Source organism: Leisingera sp. ANG-DT, from assembly GCF_000813785.1.
Lineage (GTDB): Bacteria > Pseudomonadota > Alphaproteobacteria > Rhodobacterales > Rhodobacteraceae > Leisingera.
Genome location: NZ_JWLE01000021.1, coordinates 61185 through 77869 on the forward strand (window position 1 = coordinate 61185; position 16685 = coordinate 77869).

The window sequence follows — 16685 nt, forward strand, 5'->3', positions numbered from 1 at the left end:
ATGGCCCAGCAGCGTATCCTCATCATCCTGTTGAATTTCCGCACTCCGGAAATGACCCTGCAATCCGCCGAGGCGGCGCTGCAGGAGCTGGAGGATTTGCCGGGCGAGCTGCTGATCATCGACAATGGCTCCGGCGACGGCTCCTATGAGCATGTCCGGGCGGCGGCAGAAACCCGCGGCTGGCTGGACAGCAACCGGGTCCGGGTGATCGCCTCGCCGGTGAACGGCGGCTTTGGGGCCGGCATGAACATCGGCCTCAGCACCGGTTTGGCGGACGGCAGCCCGCCGGAGTTCTACTATCTCCTGAATTCGGACGCTTTTGTGCAAGGCAGCACTATCCGCACCCTGCGCGACTTCCTGCTGCAGCATCCGGGCGCCGGGCTGGCGGGCTCCTTTGTGCGCGGCACCGACGGGACCCCGCACCGCACCGCCTTCCGCTTCCCCTCCATCGCGGGCGAGTTTGAGGCCAGCGTGCGCACCGGCATCTTCACCCGGCTGCTGAAACCCTGGGTGGTCGCCATGGAGATGCCGCAGGCAGAGGTTCAGGTCGACTGGACCGCCGGAGCCAGCCTGATGATCCGCCGGGAGGCGGTCGAGGCCGTTGGCGGCTTTGACGAGACCTTCTTTCTCTACTTCGAGGAAACCGACCTCTGCCGCCGCGCCGCCCGCGCGGGCTGGCGCACCCACTATGTGCCGGCCAGCGAGGTGGCGCATATCGGCTCCGCCTCCACCGGCATGAAGGGCTGGCAGCGCACGCCCGGCTACTGGTTTGACTCGCGTCTGCACTACTTCGTCAAGAACCATGGCCGCGCCTATGCCGCCGCAGCCACATTGGCCCGCATCAGCGGCAGCGTGATCTATAGCCTGCGCCGCCTGATCCAGAACAAGCCGCAGGCTGATCCGCCGTATTTCCTGCGCGATCTCTGCCTGCACAGCCTGCGCGCGCTGTTTGCGCCGCGCCGCACAACACTTACGGAAACGCGCCTCCCTTCTCCGCTTGCAAAGGAGCAGAAATGACCGCATTCACCTGTGCCCTGATCGGCAATGAATCCCTTCTGATCGGCTGCGCCGATGCGCTGCTGGCGCGCGGCCACCTGATCCGGGCGGTGGTGTCCCAGGATGCGGACATTCGCACCTGGGCCGCAGGCAAGGGCTTGGAACTGCTGGACACTCCTGCAGACCTCAGTGGCGGCTTTGACTGGCTGCTGTCGATTGCCAACCTGACGGTGATCCCGGATGCGGTGCTGGCGCAGGCGGCCAAGGGCGCGGTCAACTTTCACGACGGGCCGCTGCCCCACTACGCGGGCCTCAACACCCCGAACTGGGCGCTGATCAACGGCGAGGCGCTGCACGGCATCACCTGGCACCTGATCGAGGGCGGCGTGGATGAGGGCGACATTCTGGCCCAGCGGTTGTTTGATGTGGCCGAGGATGAGACCGCCTTCAGCCTCAACTCCAAATGCTACGCTGCCGCGATGGACAGCTTTGGAGAGGTAGTTACCCAGCTGGAAACCGGTGATCTGAAACGTCAGAAACAGGACCTGAGCCAGCGCCGCCTGTTCAGGAAGTCGGACCGCCCGGCGGCAGGCGGGATGCTGGAATTCACCCGCCCCGCGGCGGAACTGGCGCGGCTGGTGCGGGCGCTGGACACCGGCGGCTACTGGAACCCGATGTGCGCCGCCAAACTGCGCATCGGCGGCACCGTGGTGCTGGCTGGCGCTGCAGAAGTTGCGGAGGGCAGCGGCGCACCGGGCACCGTCCTGGAGGTCAGTAAGGCCAGCGTAAAAATCGCAACCGGCAGCGGTGCCCTTACACTGTCCCGCCTGACCACATTCGCGGGCCAGCCTCTGGACGTTTCAAAACTGGCCGCAGCCGGAGACGAGGTTCCCTCCCTGACCGCAGCAGAGGCCGAGGCACTCACCGCCCGTCTCGCTGCGGTCCAGGGTGGTGAAAGCCACTGGCGCCAGCGGCTCGCCGCGATGCAGCCGGTGCAGGTCCCGCTGACATCGGATACTGGCGGCAGCGGTTTCAACCGCTTGGACATCGCCCTGCCCGCCGGTCTCAGCGAGGAACAGGCCGCAGCTGCTGCCCTCGCCTTTGCCCTGCTCAGCAGCGGCGCGGAAACCGGCGATGTGGCGCTGACGGTAGAGGGGATGGAGGGCCTGCCCGGCCTGATTTCCGGCTGGGTGCCGTTGCAGGCGCGTCGGCAGGACCGCGTTGCATACCTCGTTGAACGCAGCGCGCAAGAGATTGCCAAGGCCCGCAAAACCGGCGGCTTTGCCGAAGACATTGTGGCCCGCGCGCCGGAGATTTCGGCGCAGGCTATGCCCGGTTTCGGTCTTATGCTGGGGTCCGATGCAGCGATTGAGGGTTGCGCTGCTACAGCCTCCCTGACCAATGGCACCATGGTGCTGCACTGCGACGCAGCCGCTCTGACACCAGACGCCGCAGCCCTGCTCGCCGCGCGGCTGGAGCTGGTGCTGACTGCCATCGCAGAAGACGGCAGCTGCAACGTGGCAGAGCTGCCAATCCTGCCCGAAGCCGAGCGCAAACTGCTGCTGGAGGACTGGAACCAGACCGCCACGGACTACCCTGCGGACCTGACCATCCACGCCGCGTTTGAGGCCCAGGCTGTAAAGACCCCGAAGGCCACCGCGCTGGTGTTCGAGGACCAGAGCTTCACCTACGCCGAGGTCAACGCCCGCGCCAATGCAGTAGCGGGGCGCTTGCGTGAAATGAACGTAAAACCGGGCGTGCATGTCGGCATCCACATCCGCCGCGCGCCGGATCTGGTGTTTGCAGCGCTTGGGGTGATGAAGGCCGGCGGCGCCTACGTGCCGCTGGATCCCGCCTACCCGGCCGACCGCATCGCGCATTACATCATCGACAGCCAGGCGCAGGTGATCGTGACCCAAGGCGCACTGGCCGCCAGCCTGCCTGCCTCAGACGCGCAGGTGCTGAAAATAGAGGACGTCCCTGCGGGGACAGAAGGTGAAAACATTGATGGCGGTGCCACCGGCAGCGATCTGGCTTATCTGATCTATACCTCCGGCTCCACCGGCCTGCCCAAGGGGGTGATGGTCACTCACGACAATGTCGCGAACTTCTTTATCGGCATGGATCAGCGCATCCCGCACCAGCCCGGCGATGCCTGGCTGGCAGTGACCAGCCTCAGCTTCGACATCTCGGTGCTGGAGCTGTTCTGGACCCTCTCGCGCGGGTTCAAGCTGGTTTTGTCCAGCGATGAAAGCAGACTGGAGCTGTCCAAGGGGCCGGTGGCGCTCAGCGACCGGAAGATGGATTTCAACCTGTTCTACTGGGGCAATGACGACGGGCCGGGGCCGCAGAAATACCACCTGCTGCTGGAAGGCGCCAAATTCGCTGACCAGCACGGCTTCAACGCGGTCTGGACGCCGGAACGCCACTTTCATGCCTTTGGCGGGCCTTACCCGAACCCGTCCGTCACCGGCGCCGCTGTCGCCGCGGTGACGCAAAACATCGGGGTGCGCTCCGGCTCCTGCGTGGCGCCGCTGCACCATCCGGCGCGGATTGCCGAGGAGTGGGCAGTAATTGACAACCTGACCGCGGGGCGCGCCGGCATCGGCTTTGCCTCCGGCTGGCAGCCGGATGACTTCATCCTGCGGCCCGAAAATACCCCGCCCGCCAACAAGCCCGCGCTGTTTGAAACCATTGAGACCGTGCGCAAGCTGTGGCGCGGCGAGGAGGTGGGTTTTCCCCGCAGGGACGGCGGGGAGCACAGCGTCCTCACCCAGCCCCGCCCGGTGTCCAAGGAGCTGCCGGTGTGGGTCACCACCGCGGGCAACCCGGAGACCTGGCGCGAGGCGGGTGCGATCGGGGCAAATGTGCTGACCCACCTGCTGGGCCAGAGCATTGAAGAGGTCGCGGACAAGATCCGCATCTACCACGATGCCCTGCGCGAGGCCGGCCATGACCCCGCGGATTTCAAGGTCACGCTGATGCTGCACAGCTACCTGGCGCAGACCCGCGAAGAAGCCCGCAAGGTGGCGCGGGAACCGATGAAGGACTACCTGCGCTCTGCCGCAGGGCTGATCAAGCAATACGCCTGGGCCTTCCCCGCCTTCAAGAAACCCGAAGGCGTGAAGAGCCCGTTTGAAATGGACCTGGGCTCACTGTCGGAGGAAGAGTTGGAAGCCATCCTCGACTTTGCCTTTGAGCGTTACTTCGAGGACTCCGGGTTGTTTGGCACCATTCAGGACGCCTGCCAGCGGGTGGAGCAGCTGAAGCGGATCGGCGTCGATGAAATCGCCTGCCTGATCGACTATGGCATCGCGCCGGATGTGGTGCTGGAGGGGCTGAAACCGCTGGCAGAGGTTCTGCGCCTGTCGAACGCGCCGCAGGAACTGGCGGCGGATGACTTCTCGCTGGCGGCGCAGATTGTGCGTCATGGCGTCAGCCACATGCAATGCACCCCGTCGATGGCGCGGATGATTTCTGCAGATGCTGACGCCAGCGCCTGCCTGGGCCAGCTGCAGCATCTGCTGGTGGGCGGCGAGGCGCTGCCGGGGGATCTGGTGCAGGCCTTGCAGGACACCACAAACGCGAAGCTGCACAACATGTACGGGCCGACCGAGACGACGATCTGGTCGACGGTGGAGAAAATCAGCGCCGTCCCTGCGGGGACAGCCGGCATTGGCACGCCAATTGCCAATACGCAGGTCTATGTGCTGGATGAAAAACAGGCGCCTGTCCCCGCGGGGACTCCAGGCGAGTTGTATATTGGCGGCTCGGGTGTCACGGCGGGCTATTGGCAGCGGGAGGAGCTGACCTCTGAACGCTTCGTAAAGGCACCGTTCGCTGCAACACCCCTTTACCGCACCGGCGATCTGGTGCGCTGGAGCAGCGCGGGCAGTCTCGCCTTCCTGGGCCGCACCGATCACCAGGTGAAAATCCGCGGCCAGCGGATCGAGCTGGGCGAGATCGAGGCCGCACTGGTGGCGCAAGCCGGTGTGACGGGCGCCGTTGTGGTGCCGCTTGGCGAAGCTGGCGCAGAGCAGCTGGTTGCCTATATCACCGCCTCCGCACCTGTGTCCGGAGAGGCCCTGAAACAGGCGCTGGCGGCGCGGCTGGCTGAGGTCATGGTGCCGGCGCATATCGTCACCCTGGACGCCTTCCCGCTGACACCGAACAAGAAAATCGACCGCAAGGCGCTGCCAGACCCGCAGCCCGCGCAGGCCAATGCCGCCCCGGCAGTTGCGCTGGACGCAGGCGCGCAGGCCCGTATCGCCACGGTCTGGAGCCGCATTCTGGGGGTCAGCGGCATCGGGGCGCAGGACAATTTCTTTGCCCTGGGCGGCCATTCCCTGCTGGCGGTGCAGGCGCACAGGGAATTGCGCGAGGAACTGGGCACCGCGAAACTGTCAATCACCGACATTTTCCGCTTCCCGACCCTGGCAGGACTCGCTGCCCACATCGAAGGGCTTGCAGGTACCCCGGCAAATACGGAACAACAGCCTGAGGCAGCCGCAGCCCCAGACCGCAGCGACATGATGTCGAAACGGCGGATGATGCGGGCAAACCGCAGGGCAAGAACCGGATGACAGACAGCAACAGCAAACTGGCAGAGCGGCTGGCCCTGGTCCGGCCGCTTTTTGCCGCCGATGTGGCATTGGCCGGGGCGGACCCGCTGGGCACGCCGCCCGCGCCGCTGGCGGAGGAAGCTGCAGGGCTGTCGCCCAACGCGGTGGAGAAACGGCGCAACGAGTTTGCCGCAGGACGGTCCGCTGTGCATCAGGCGATGCGGCAGCTGGACGTGCCCCCTGCCCCAGTACAGGTCGGCAGCGACCGGGCGCCGGTCTGGCCCTTGGGGCTGGTCGGCTCCATCACCCACACCAGGAGCTGCGCCATGGCGGTTCTGGCGCGGGCCGGCGAGGTGCAAGGGCTGGGCATTGATGTGGAGGAAGACGTGCCGCTGAAGGACGAGCTGCTGCCAGCTATCTGTTCCGACCGTGAACAGGCCTGGCTAAAGCGGCAGGACAATCCCGGCCAGATGGCCAAGGTGATCTTTTCCGCCAAGGAGGCGGCCTATAAGGCACAGTACGCAATAAGCCGGGCGTTTTACGGCTTTGACGGGATGGAGCTGGAGTTTGATCTGGCCGCAAGCGCATTTCAGGCGTTTTTCACTGCCGACCGGCCACCTTTCAAGCGCGGTGAGGCGGTGGGCGGGCGGTTTGCCATTGGTGCGGGCCTGATCATGACCACGGCAGAAATCCGGGGGCGCGGATGATGGGGCGGCGCGGGCTTCTGGCCGCAGGCGCTGCCGCGGCCACGCTGGGGCTGATGGCGTTTGTCACCCGAAGCCGGCCGGTGCCGGTGCCGCCGCCGCTGGACCCGCCGCAGGGGCCGCTTAAGGTGTTTCACCTCGGCCATTCGCTGGTCGGGCCGGACATGCCGCATATGCTGGCGCAGCTGGCACCGGAGGGCCACGGATACAACAGCCAGCTGGGATCGGGCACCTCGCTGAGGGGGCATTGGGAGCCAGACGAGGCGATCCTTGATTTTGAGACTGCCAACAAGGCGCCAGCCTACCGCGATGCGAAGGAGGCCATCGGGTCGGGTGAATACGGCGCCGTGGTGCTGACCGAGATGGTCGAGCTGCGCGATGCGCTGAAGTATTTTGATGCTGCCAAGTATCTGGGAAAATGGGCTGATCTGGCGCGCGGGGCCTCGCCGGAGACGCGTCTCTACTTGTATGAAACCTGGCACCGGCTGGATGACCCGGATGGCTGGCTGGAGCGGATTGAGGGAGACCTTGAGGCCCTGTGGACGCGGCAACTGCTGGGTGCCGACAGCCGCCGCACTCCGCAGCAGCCGGTCCACCTGATCCCCGGCGGGCAGGTGCTGGCCGCAGTGGCACGAGCGGCGGAGGCCGGGGAAATCCCGGGGCTGGCTTCACGTGAATCGCTGTTTGCCCGCACACCCGAGGGAGACCTGGACACCATTCACATCAACGATCTGGGGGCATATGTGATCGCCCTGACCCATTATGCGGTGCTTTATCAGAGCTCACCGGAAGGTCTGCCGCACCAGCTGACCCGAGCGGACGGTTCCCCGGCGCAGGTATTCCGCCCTGAGGCGGCCGCCAAGGTGCAGGCTATCGTCTGGGAAACCGTGCGCGCCCTGCCCCGCACAGGGATTGCTGCCGCGGGAGCGCCAGCATGAAACTGGAAGCGCTGATCACCTCGGTTGTGATGATCGGCCATTCGCTGTTCGGGCCGGACAATCCGCAGATGCTGGAGCAGCTGCTGGACACGCAGGCAGAATCCCGGGTGGAAGCGCAGATCATCAATGGCGCGCCGCTCAGCTATAACTGGCAGCACAGCGACAGCGCCGAAGGTGTTGATTCACGTGAAAGACTGAAGGCGCCCGCGGATGCGGTGATCGTGACTGAGGCGATCCCGCTGGCCAATCACCTGAAATGGAGCGGCACGGAACAGGCGGTCACGCAGTTTTATGAGCTGGCGCGCACGGCCAATCCGGAGGTGCAATTCTACCTGCAGGAAACCTGGCACAGCCTGGACAGCGGCACCGGTGCCGATGTGCCTTTTGATGACGGTGCGGATGTGCCGTGGCGGGTGCGGCTGGAACAGGATCTACCGCGCTGGCAGGCGGTGGTGGAGGACGTGAACGCCGCCACCGGCGGCACCGTGAAACTGCTGCCAGCCGGCCAGGCAATGGCGCGGCTGGATGATGCGATCCGGGCCGGCACGATGCCGGGGCTCTCTAGCATCCGCGACGTCTTTGCCGATGACATCCACCCCAATGCCACCGGTTTTTATTTTATGGCACTGCTGCAATATGCGGTGCTGACCGGGGAAGATCCCGCGGGGCTGCCGCATCAGCTGAAGGACCGCTGGGGCAAGCCCTACCGTGCCCCCTCACCCGAACTGGCGGCACGGCTGCAGCAGATCGCCTGGGCCGCCGCCCGGGGGGACGGTGTGCGCACTGCGGCTTTGCCCGCAGATCCCGCGCCGCTGCCGCAGGACCCGCCTGAACCCGTGCTCAATGCCGCAGTGCTGGAAGCTACGGTGGCGCCGGCAAGAACAGCCTCCCGTCAGCCCATTGCTGTCAACCTCGCGGGCATCGCGGACTGGAGCACCCAGGCCCCCTTCCTCGACCATTTCAAAACCGCGCGGCCCTGGATCGGCCATCTGCCCAGGCGCTGGGGCGGCGCGGATCATGGTGATCTGCTGGCGGCGGGCTATCTTGATCCGGCGGGCTGGCCCACCGCAATCCCGCCGGAGCTGAGCTCTATCGGGACGGTGATCCTGACAGATATGCCAGAGGAAGCGGTGTCGCTGGCCGGCCGCTATGTGCTGCGGTTCGAGGGGGAAGGCATCGTCGAGGTTTTGGGGCGGGCAAAGAACGTCCGCTATGGCAAGGGTGAGGTGCGGTTCGACTTTACTCCCGGCCCCGGCCCAGTGGAGATCCGCATCCAGCGGATGGGCCGCGACGGCGGCTATGTGCGCAATATTACCGTGGTGAAGGAAGAGCATCTGGACGCCTACGATAGCGGCGCCCTGTTCAACCCGCTGTGGCTGGGCCATCTGGACGGATTTGCCGTGCTTCGGTTCATGGACTGGATGGCCACCAATGACTCACAGCAAACGGGATGGGAGGACCGGCCTTTGCGCTCGGATTACACCTGGGCGCAGAAAGGGGTGCCGGTGGAAGTGATGCTGGAACTGGCTAATACGCTGGGCGCCGATCCCTGGTTCAGCATGCCGCATATGGCAGATGACACTTATGTCCGGCAGTTCGCGCAGCAGGTGGAGCGCGGGCTGGACGAGGACCTGCGTGCCTATGTCGAATATTCCAACGAGGTCTGGAACTGGCAGTTCCTGCAAGCCGCATGGGCCGATGCGCAGGCAAAGACGCGCTGGGGCGGCGACGGGCTGTGGATGCAGTTTTACGGCGGCCGTGCAGCGGAGGTGGCGCAAATCTGGACCGGGGTGTTCGGCGAAGACAGCCAGCGGCTGGTGCGGGTAATCTCTTCTCAGACCGGCTGGCTGGGGCTGGAGGAGCAGGTGCTGGCTGCACCGCTGTGGAAGGCAGAGCAGGCCGGGCGCCGGGCACCAGCCGCATATTTTGATGCCTATGCGGTGACTGGCTATTTCGGCGGCGTGCTGGGGCTGAAGGAACGCGCCGCGCAGGTGCGGGCTTGGATCGCCGGCAGCCGGGAACAGGCGCAGGCGGTTGCCGCCCGGCGCGGGCTGAGCGGTGCGGCCGCGGAGGAGTTCACGGAACAGCACCGGTATGATGCCGCAAGCGCCCAGGCCGGCGCTGAGCTGCGCGACGGGCTGATTTCGGGCGAAGCAGCCGACACGCTGACCGACCTGCTGGGCCGGGTGCTGCCGTATCACGCAGAAGTTGCGCAACAGCACGGGCTGGAGCTGATCATGTACGAGGGCGGCAGCCATGTGGTGGGCATCGGCCCGATGGTCGAGGATGCGGCGCTGACCAGCTTCTTCACCCATTTCAACTACACTCCCGAGATGGGCGCGCTCTATCAGGAGCTGCTGGCGGGCTGGCAGGCGCTTGGCGGCAGCTTGTTCACCGCCTATTCCGATGTCGGGGCGCCAGGAAAATGGGGCAGCTGGGGCGCATTGCGGACATTGAGCGACCAGAACCCGCGCTGGGACGCGCTGGTGGCTGTGAAATGACGCCTCGTGTCTCGGTCCTGATCCCGGCCCATAACGAAGCGGGCTATATCGGTGATTGCCTTCAGGCGGTCTTCGCCTCTGATCCGCTGCCCGAGGGCATGACGGCGGAGGTGCTGGTGCTGGCCAATGGCTGCACCGATGCGACTGCCGCGCTTGCCCGGGATGCCTTGCCCCCCGACGGCTGGGATCTGCAGGTGCTGGAGCTGCCGGAGGGCGGCAAGCTGGGGGCGCTGAATGCGGGTGATGCTGCGGCACGCGGGGATATCCTGATCTACCTGGATGCCGATGTGCTGGTTTCGCCCGGCCTGCTGCCCCAAATCGCCGTGGCATTGGACTTGGAGGCGCCGCGCTATGCCAGTGGCTGCCCCCAAGTCTCCTCTGCACGTAGCCCGGTGACACGGGCCTATGCGCGGCTGTGGATGCAGCTGCCGTTCTTTTCCAGCGGAGTGCCGGGGTTCGGTATCTTTGCCATGAACCGGGCCGGACGGCAGCGCTGGGGGAACTGGCCGGATATCATTGCCGATGACATCTTTGCCCGGCTGAAATTTGCGCCCGGCGAGCGGGTGCGGGTTCCGGCAAGTTACAGCTGGCCGATGGTCGAGGGGTTCCGCAACTTGGTGAAAGTGCGGCGGCGGCAGAATGCCGGCGTGTCGGAAGTGGCGGCGAAATTCCCTCAGCTGACGCGCAACGAGGACACCGTGAAGGCCAGTGCGGGTACTGCGCTGCAACTTCTGTTGCGGGATCCGTTGGGCTTTCTGGCCTACGGCGCAGTTGCCCTGGCCGTAAAAACACCGCTGTTCGCCTCCCGAACCCGCTGGACCCGCGGCCGCTAAACGCTGATTTGCCGGGGCGCTCCCGCGCCCGCAGGTAGGCAGGCTGCGCCAGACCACCCTTCGCGGCCTCGGGCCAGGCTCAGCGGGAGCGGTGCATCTACAGATGCGCAGGCGACGGGCGGGAGGTGCCGCTTATTGTTTGATTGCCTCGCGGAAATGCGCGGTCAGCTTTGCGGCTTCGATTGCACTGGCGTGGCGCTCCAACACCCGAATGCGCCCCGCCTGCCCCATGGCGGCCAGCTGCTCCTCGGGGGTTTCCGCCAGATCCAGTACTGCTTGAGCCAGTTCAGTCTCGTCCCCCGCAGGCACCAGCCAGCCGGTCTGCCCCGGCACCACCAGTTCCGGCGTGCCGGCGATATAGGTCGCAATTACCGGACGGGCGGCGGCCATTGCCTCCATCACCACCATCGGCAGGCCTTCGGCAAAGGAGGGCATCACCAGCGCATGGGCGCGGGCCAGTTCCGCCCGCACGCCGTCCTCTGCCAGCCAGCCGGTGAGGGTGATATTCCGCTGCAGCCCAAGGTCGGCAATTGCCGCCTCCAGTTCCGGACGCATTTCACCATCGCCGATCAGCGCCAGATGCACATCCGGGATATGCTCCACCAGCTGCGCCATGGCGCGGACCAGCACCATTTGGCCTTTCTGTTCCACAAACCGCCCGATAGCCGCCAGCCGCAGCGGCCCTTGCGGCAGCGGTGCCGGGTCCGCGAAGTGTTTCGCTTCGATGCCGCAATGCACCACCTTCAGGCTGTTCCATTTGCCAAAAGGCGCCCATCGGCTCAGCTGGCTTTTACCGAAGCTGCTGACTGCCACGGTGAAGGCGGCGCGGCTGATCTTCTCGCCCAGTGACAGCGCATGGGGGGCGTCGAATTCCTCTGGCCCGTGCACGGTGAAACTGTAGCCAGGGCCACCCAGCACATGCGCCAGCATCGCCACCGCCGCGGAATTGGTGCCGAAATGGGCGTGCATGTGCTGCACGCCTTCTGCCTGACAGCGCTGTTTCACATGGGCCGCTTCACCCAGATAGACCAGATGCCGCAAGACGCCCTTGTCCGAAGCACGCGCCAGTTTGAAAGCCAGCCTCAGCGCCTTTGTAAAATGGAGCGGGCCTGCCAAAGCCTCTCGCGTCAAGGCGGCCAGAAGACCGGCCGCGCCAGCCTTCAGCACATACACTGTGCGAGCGGCCTCTGCCTGATCGCCCGGATCGGCCAGCGTTGTTTCGGAAGGGCGCATCGCCAGGCGCAGGACCTCCAAGCCCTGATGCTCCAGCGCCTGCAGTTCACGGCGGATGAAGCTGTGCGAGGGCTGCGGATAAGTGTTCAGAACATAGGCGATTTTCAACGCAGCGGGTTCCCTGCAAGTGCATGTATCCGCGGCAGGTTAGCGCCGGTTTGGCAGCTTGCCCAGCACCCGCTGCCGCTTGTCCCGCGGGCGTGGAGAATGCGGCACAGGCAGCAGGATTGTCGCTGCGTTTCAGCCGCTTGCACGGTTCCCGGCCTCCGCAGCCCCCACAAGATTGACGCCCCTGCCCCGCCCGCCTAGCCTGCGGCACCGGAGTTTTAAGGATGTGCGACAGAATGCAGCGGGTTGCCTCGCTTTTTGCCGGTCAGGGGATGATGGCGCGGGTGCTGCGCTCCGCCTCCTGGCTGATGATCGGATACGGCGGCAGCCAGGCCTTGCGGCTGGCTTCCAACCTGATCCTGACGCGCATCCTGTTCCCGGAAGCCTTCGGTATGATGGCGCTGGTTACGGTGGTGACGGTGGGGCTGTCGCTGTTTTCCGATGTAGGCATCGGGCCGTCGATTGCCCAGAACAAGCGGGGAGACGATCCAGCGTTTCTTGATACGGCCTGGACCATTCAGGTGATCCGGGGGTTCGGGTTGTGGGCGCTGACGGCTCTGCTGGCTTGGCCTGCGGCCGCGTTCTATGGCACTCCGGAGCTGCTGATCTACTTGCCCATCGCGGGAGCGGGGCTGGCGGTTGCCGGCTTCAACCCGACCCGGATCGAGACCGCACACCGGCATCTTCTGGCGGGGCGGGTCACGGTGCTGGATCTGGCGGGCCAGGTGATTGGGCTGGCGGCGATGGTCGGGCTGGCGCTGGCTACGCAATCGGTGATCGCGCTGGTGCTGGGCGGGGTCATTCAGGCCGCAGCCAAGCTGGCGCTGTGCCACTACGGCCTGCCGGGGGCGGCCAACCGCTTCCGCTGGGAGAAGGCCGCAGCGCGGGAATTGATCCATTTCGGCAAGTGGATTTTCCTGTCCACCGCGTTCTGGTTTCTGACCTCGCAAGGGGACCGGGCGATCCTGGGGAAATTTGTCAGCTTGGAAGTGCTGGGTGTCTACAACATCGGCTATTTCCTGGCGAGTTTTCCGATGCTGCTGGGCCATGCGGTGAACCAGCGGCTGATGATCCCTGTGTATCGCGACAAGCCCGCACAGGCGGCGCCGGAGAATCTGCGGCGGCAGCGGCAGCTGCGCGGCGGGCTGACCGGTGGTATCCTCGGGTTGCTTCTGGCGATGGCTTGGGCCGGGCCCTGGCTGGTTCAACTGCTGTATGATGACCGTTACATGCAGGCCGGGCCGATGATGGTGCTGATCGCGCTGGCACTGGCGCCTGCGGTGATCACCATGACCTATGACCAGGCGGCGCTGGCGGCGGGCGACAGCCGCGGGTTCTTTGTATTCTCCGCCGCGCGGGCCTGCCTGCAGACAGTCATGTTTCTGGGCGGGGTTGCCTGGTTCGGGCTGGCAGGCGGCATTACGGCGCTGGGTCTGGCAATGCTGGGGGCTTACCCGGTGCTGGTGCGGCTGGCGCGCAGGCATCACGTCTGGGATCCCCTGCATGATACTGGCTATGCGCTGCTGACACTGGCCGCTGGCGGGGCGGCGCTGCATTGGCATTGGGCAGAGGTAACTGCAATGGCGGGGGCGCTGGGAACACCCTGATCTCAATAACCAGGGAAAACTGACTCATCGGCCAGCTAACGGTTGCTGATTTCAGACAAAATTTCCTACGCCTTGCGCCGGAACAGCCCGCGGCGCGGCGGGCGCGTGTCCATTTCAGGGATGGACACCACCGGTACCAGGCCGGTTTCCCGCTCCATTTGTGCGGCGGTGCGCAGCACTGGATGGCGCAGTTCCTGCAAGAAAGCAGCCAGCAGGGCAAGAATCGCACTGACCGCCGCGCCCATAAGCGCCTTCGTTTTACGGGCACCGGTCACCGGGTAGTCCGGCAGAGGTGCCGGCTCAATCACCGTCAGCCGTTCTGCCTGACGGCTGGTCTCCAGCCGGAACCCAACCTCAGCCTCGTTGCGGCGGGCCGTCATTTGCGCCAGCTCCCCCTGCAGCTGCGCCAGCCGCCGGTCATAGGCGCCCAGCTGGCGCTCCACCTCCGGGGTGGTCTGCAATGACGCCTCAAGCCCGGCCTTGCGCTGGGTCAGCAGTGCCTCCTGGGCGTCCAGCGTGGCCAGCTGCTGCTCGGCCTCTTCCTGCATGCGCCGCGCAGTTGCAGGGCGTTCGGTAGTCTGGGCCTGATCAGCAGCGCGGCGGATCTCGATCCGCTCGCGGGCGATTTCCAGGAGACCCTCGTTCATCGCGGCGATTTCGGCCCGGCGGAATTCAATTGTGCCAGGCAAGGTCACATCATTTGCGTTGCGAAAGGCGGCGATCTCATCCTCCAGCGCCGCGACCTGATCCGCCAGGGCCGCTTCCTTTTCTGCAAAGAAGCTGAGCGTTTCGCGGGCCTGGTCGATGCGGGTGGCGATGCTGAGTTCTATGGTGCGGCGCCCGAATTCGCTGGCGACCTGCTGGGCCTGCTCTGCGGTTGGCATCCGGGCGGTAATGGTCAGTACCGAAATAGTGCCGTCGTCGGCAAAGCCTTCGCGAGCGGCTGCAACGCCCGTAATCTGCACGGAAGTCCGCAGCTGCACGACCTTTTGCAGATCGGTCAAGGCGTTCTGGTCAGCGTAAATGCCATATTTTTCGATGATTTCCAGCAGGGTGCCACGGGCCATCAGACGCTGTTCGATCAGCTGCATACGGCGGGCAGAGGAGCCTTCGACGGTGGATTTGGCCAGCTCTCCGGCGATCTGCGGCTGGGTGATCTGAAGTACCTCGGCGGTTTCATATTCATGCTGCTGACTGGCGGCGAACCACAGTGACACCAGGCAGCCGAGGACAAAAACGCAGGCGATCATGAACAGCCTGCGCTGCACCATGTCCAGAAAATCACCCAGAGAATAAATCGGCCCCATCTGTCTGCTCTCATGCTGCCGGGGTGCCCGGTGTGTTCAAATGCCAGCCGGCCTCATACGGACCGCCGCCCGGTTTTACACCATAGCAAACAGGCGAAACTATGGCGTTTGCGTCTTCAGTGCAGGGGGCAGTCGGATTTGCGCGCCCGGTTCAGCACCACGCCCAAAAGCTGAGTGTGTCCCGCCAGCACTTTTTCGCAGGCGGCCAGCTGCGCGGTGGTTGTGCTGGTGCCGTCGGAGATCAGCAGCACCCCGTCGACCTGCGGCAGGACGGCGGCAGTGTCGTCATGCTCCAGCACCGGCGGCAGATCAAACAGCGCGGTATCGGCACCGCTGCGAAGCATCAGTTCGTCCAAAGCGGCGCTGCAACTGCGGCTGTGCAGGATTTCGGCGGCGTTCTGATCCGCCGCGCTGTTCAGGCCAACCGCCAGCGACGGCAGCGGGCGCAGCAAGTGGTCTTCCATTGGGGCAGCGCCGGACAAAAACGCGTTCATATCCGCCTGAACCGGTATCCCCATGGCTTGTGCCACCCCAGGGCGGCGGAAATTCATGTCAAGCAGCACGGTCCGGCTGCCCGGCACCCTTGCCAGGCTAAGCGCCAGGTTGACCGCCGAGAACGTGGTGCCGCAGCCCCCGGCAGGGGCCGTCACCGCCACCCGCTTCCAGCCGCGGGCCTTCAGAGTGTGCAGCAGCCGAGTGCGCAACAGGTCAAAGGACTTGGACGCGGGCGCAGTGCGGAAGCGGCTAACCAGAGGCAGGCAACGCGACCCGTCTGCCCCTGCATCAAACGGGACTTGGCGGATCCGGTCCCAAGGCTCCGGCAGGGTGGCGGGCAACTGGGCGGCAACAGATGAGGCGGGGGCAGATAAGGGACGTTCCGCCGCGGCAGCGGAGGGTGTGGCATCCGCCGGCGCGCGGCGGCGGAACCGCTTGAAACCTTGCTCGGTCATGACGTCCTCGTCGTCCTTCTGTGTCTTCTGCTGGCCGCGCACCGGGCTGGCGGTGACGGCTCCTGATGACGCAAAATGCTTCACAACCTTGCTCCCTGCAATGGCTGGCTGATCTGCTGCATGCGCCTGACGGCCCGGACAACAGATCAAACTGGCCTTAATATCCCGTGCCTTTCAGCACGACACCGACGGTCCGCCAGATCAGCGACAGATCCCCGGCAAATGACAGCCCGCGCTTGTAGCCGGCATCCGCCTGCGCGCGGCTGGCGAAGCTGCCCTCATTGCGAACCGACACTTGCCAAGCGCCGGTAATGCCCGGCCGCAAGGCAAAATAGGCCCGCGCATCGCCATATAACGGCAGCTGCTCCGGCATCATCGGCCGCGGTCCGACCAGGCTCATGTCCCCCTTGGCCACGTTCCAAAGCTGCGGCAGCTCATCCAGCGAGGTGGCGCGCAGAAACCGCCCGACCCGGGTGATCCGCGGATCGTTCTTCAGCTTTTGAGTTTCCTCCCATTCCCGGCGCAGAGCCGGGTCAGTGTCCAGGTAGTGCTGCAGCAGCTGGTCAGCATCCCGCACCATCGTGCGCAGTTTCAGAATGCGGAACACCTGACCACCGCGGCCCAGCCGTGCCTGAGTGTAGAAGGGGCGGCCGCCCTCCAGCGCCAGCGCAGCAGCGCAAAGAGCGATCAGCGGAAGAACCACAGGCAGGCTCAGCAGCACCAGCAGCACGTCCAGCCCGCGTTTACCGCCGCCGGCGTATGCTCCGCCGCCAGCGCCCTTTACGGCTTGCCGAGCCGGTGAAAGGCCGCTCAGCGAGGCATTCATGTTTGCTGCCTTCAAATGCATAGAATTGAACAGGGGAACGGCCGTTGCAGACCGTCCGCCTTCCGCATCAACGTGCACCAAAGACAGCCCCGCCCCTCCGGGAACCATGTCTTTCATTCC

The 16685-nt window shown here is 65.3% G+C and carries 11 protein-coding genes; 7 read left to right on the forward strand and 4 right to left on the reverse strand.

Annotated elements, in window-relative coordinates:
- Genes RA21_RS16330 through RA21_RS16355 form a run of 6 tightly spaced genes read left to right on the forward strand, consistent with a single transcriptional unit; the run spans position 1 to position 10534 of the window.
- Complete coding sequence (locus RA21_RS16330) at positions 1 to 1017, forward strand: glycosyltransferase family 2 protein (RefSeq protein ID WP_039150958.1); 1017 nt, start codon at positions 1 to 3, stop codon at positions 1015 to 1017.
- On the forward strand, positions 1014 to 5579 hold the full coding sequence (locus RA21_RS16335; RefSeq protein WP_039150855.1) for a MupA/Atu3671 family FMN-dependent luciferase-like monooxygenase: 4566 nt from the start codon (positions 1014 to 1016) through the stop codon (positions 5577 to 5579). The genes RA21_RS16330 and RA21_RS16335 overlap by 4 nt, the downstream gene beginning before the upstream one ends.
- Positions 5576 to 6265, forward strand: coding sequence for a 4'-phosphopantetheinyl transferase family protein (locus RA21_RS16340; RefSeq protein ID WP_039150857.1), 690 nt, complete (start codon positions 5576 to 5578; stop codon positions 6263 to 6265). Before RA21_RS16335 ends, RA21_RS16340 begins: the two co-directional genes overlap by 4 nt.
- The gene (locus RA21_RS16345) at positions 6262 to 7200 is read left to right on the forward strand and encodes a hypothetical protein (protein WP_039150860.1); all 939 of its coding nucleotides are present in this window, start codon (positions 6262 to 6264) and stop codon (positions 7198 to 7200) included. Before RA21_RS16340 ends, RA21_RS16345 begins: the two co-directional genes overlap by 4 nt.
- Positions 7197 to 9701, forward strand: coding sequence for a hypothetical protein (locus RA21_RS16350; protein WP_039150863.1), 2505 nt, complete (start codon positions 7197 to 7199; stop codon positions 9699 to 9701). The genes RA21_RS16345 and RA21_RS16350 overlap by 4 nt, the downstream gene beginning before the upstream one ends.
- Positions 9698 to 10534 (forward strand): glycosyltransferase family 2 protein, encoded by an 837-nt coding sequence (locus RA21_RS16355; RefSeq protein ID WP_039150865.1) that lies wholly within the window; start codon positions 9698 to 9700, stop codon positions 10532 to 10534. The genes RA21_RS16350 and RA21_RS16355 overlap by 4 nt, the downstream gene beginning before the upstream one ends.
- Before the next feature lie 132 nt (positions 10535 to 10666).
- On the opposite strand, the gene RA21_RS16360 is transcribed toward RA21_RS16355, so the two are convergent.
- Positions 10667 to 11875 (reverse strand): glycosyltransferase, encoded by a 1209-nt coding sequence (locus tag RA21_RS16360; RefSeq protein WP_039150868.1) that lies wholly within the window; start codon positions 11873 to 11875, stop codon positions 10667 to 10669.
- 236 nt (positions 11876 to 12111) lie between these two features.
- Here RA21_RS16360 and RA21_RS16365 point away from each other — a divergent pair, with 236 nt between their 5' ends.
- The gene (locus RA21_RS16365; protein WP_039150870.1) at positions 12112 to 13482 is read left to right on the forward strand and encodes an oligosaccharide flippase family protein; all 1371 of its coding nucleotides are present in this window, start codon (positions 12112 to 12114) and stop codon (positions 13480 to 13482) included.
- Between the two features lie 65 nt (positions 13483 to 13547).
- On the opposite strand, the gene RA21_RS16370 is transcribed toward RA21_RS16365, so the two are convergent.
- The 3 genes from RA21_RS16370 to RA21_RS16380 form a co-directional block, all read right to left on the reverse strand.
- Entirely contained in the window at positions 13548 to 14789 is a 1242-nt protein-coding gene (locus RA21_RS16370; protein WP_039150873.1) for a chain-length determining protein, read from the reverse strand.
- Positions 14790 to 14905: 116 nt separating this feature from the next.
- Positions 14906 to 15823, reverse strand: coding sequence for a CpsD/CapB family tyrosine-protein kinase (locus RA21_RS16375; RefSeq protein ID WP_052257692.1), 918 nt, complete (start codon positions 15821 to 15823; stop codon positions 14906 to 14908).
- A gap of 73 nt (positions 15824 to 15896) precedes the next feature.
- Positions 15897 to 16586: a sugar transferase gene (locus tag RA21_RS16380; protein ID WP_019298154.1), complete on the reverse strand. Its 690-nt coding sequence runs from the start codon at positions 16584 to 16586 to the stop codon at positions 15897 to 15899.
- Positions 16587 to 16685 lie beyond the last annotated feature (99 nt).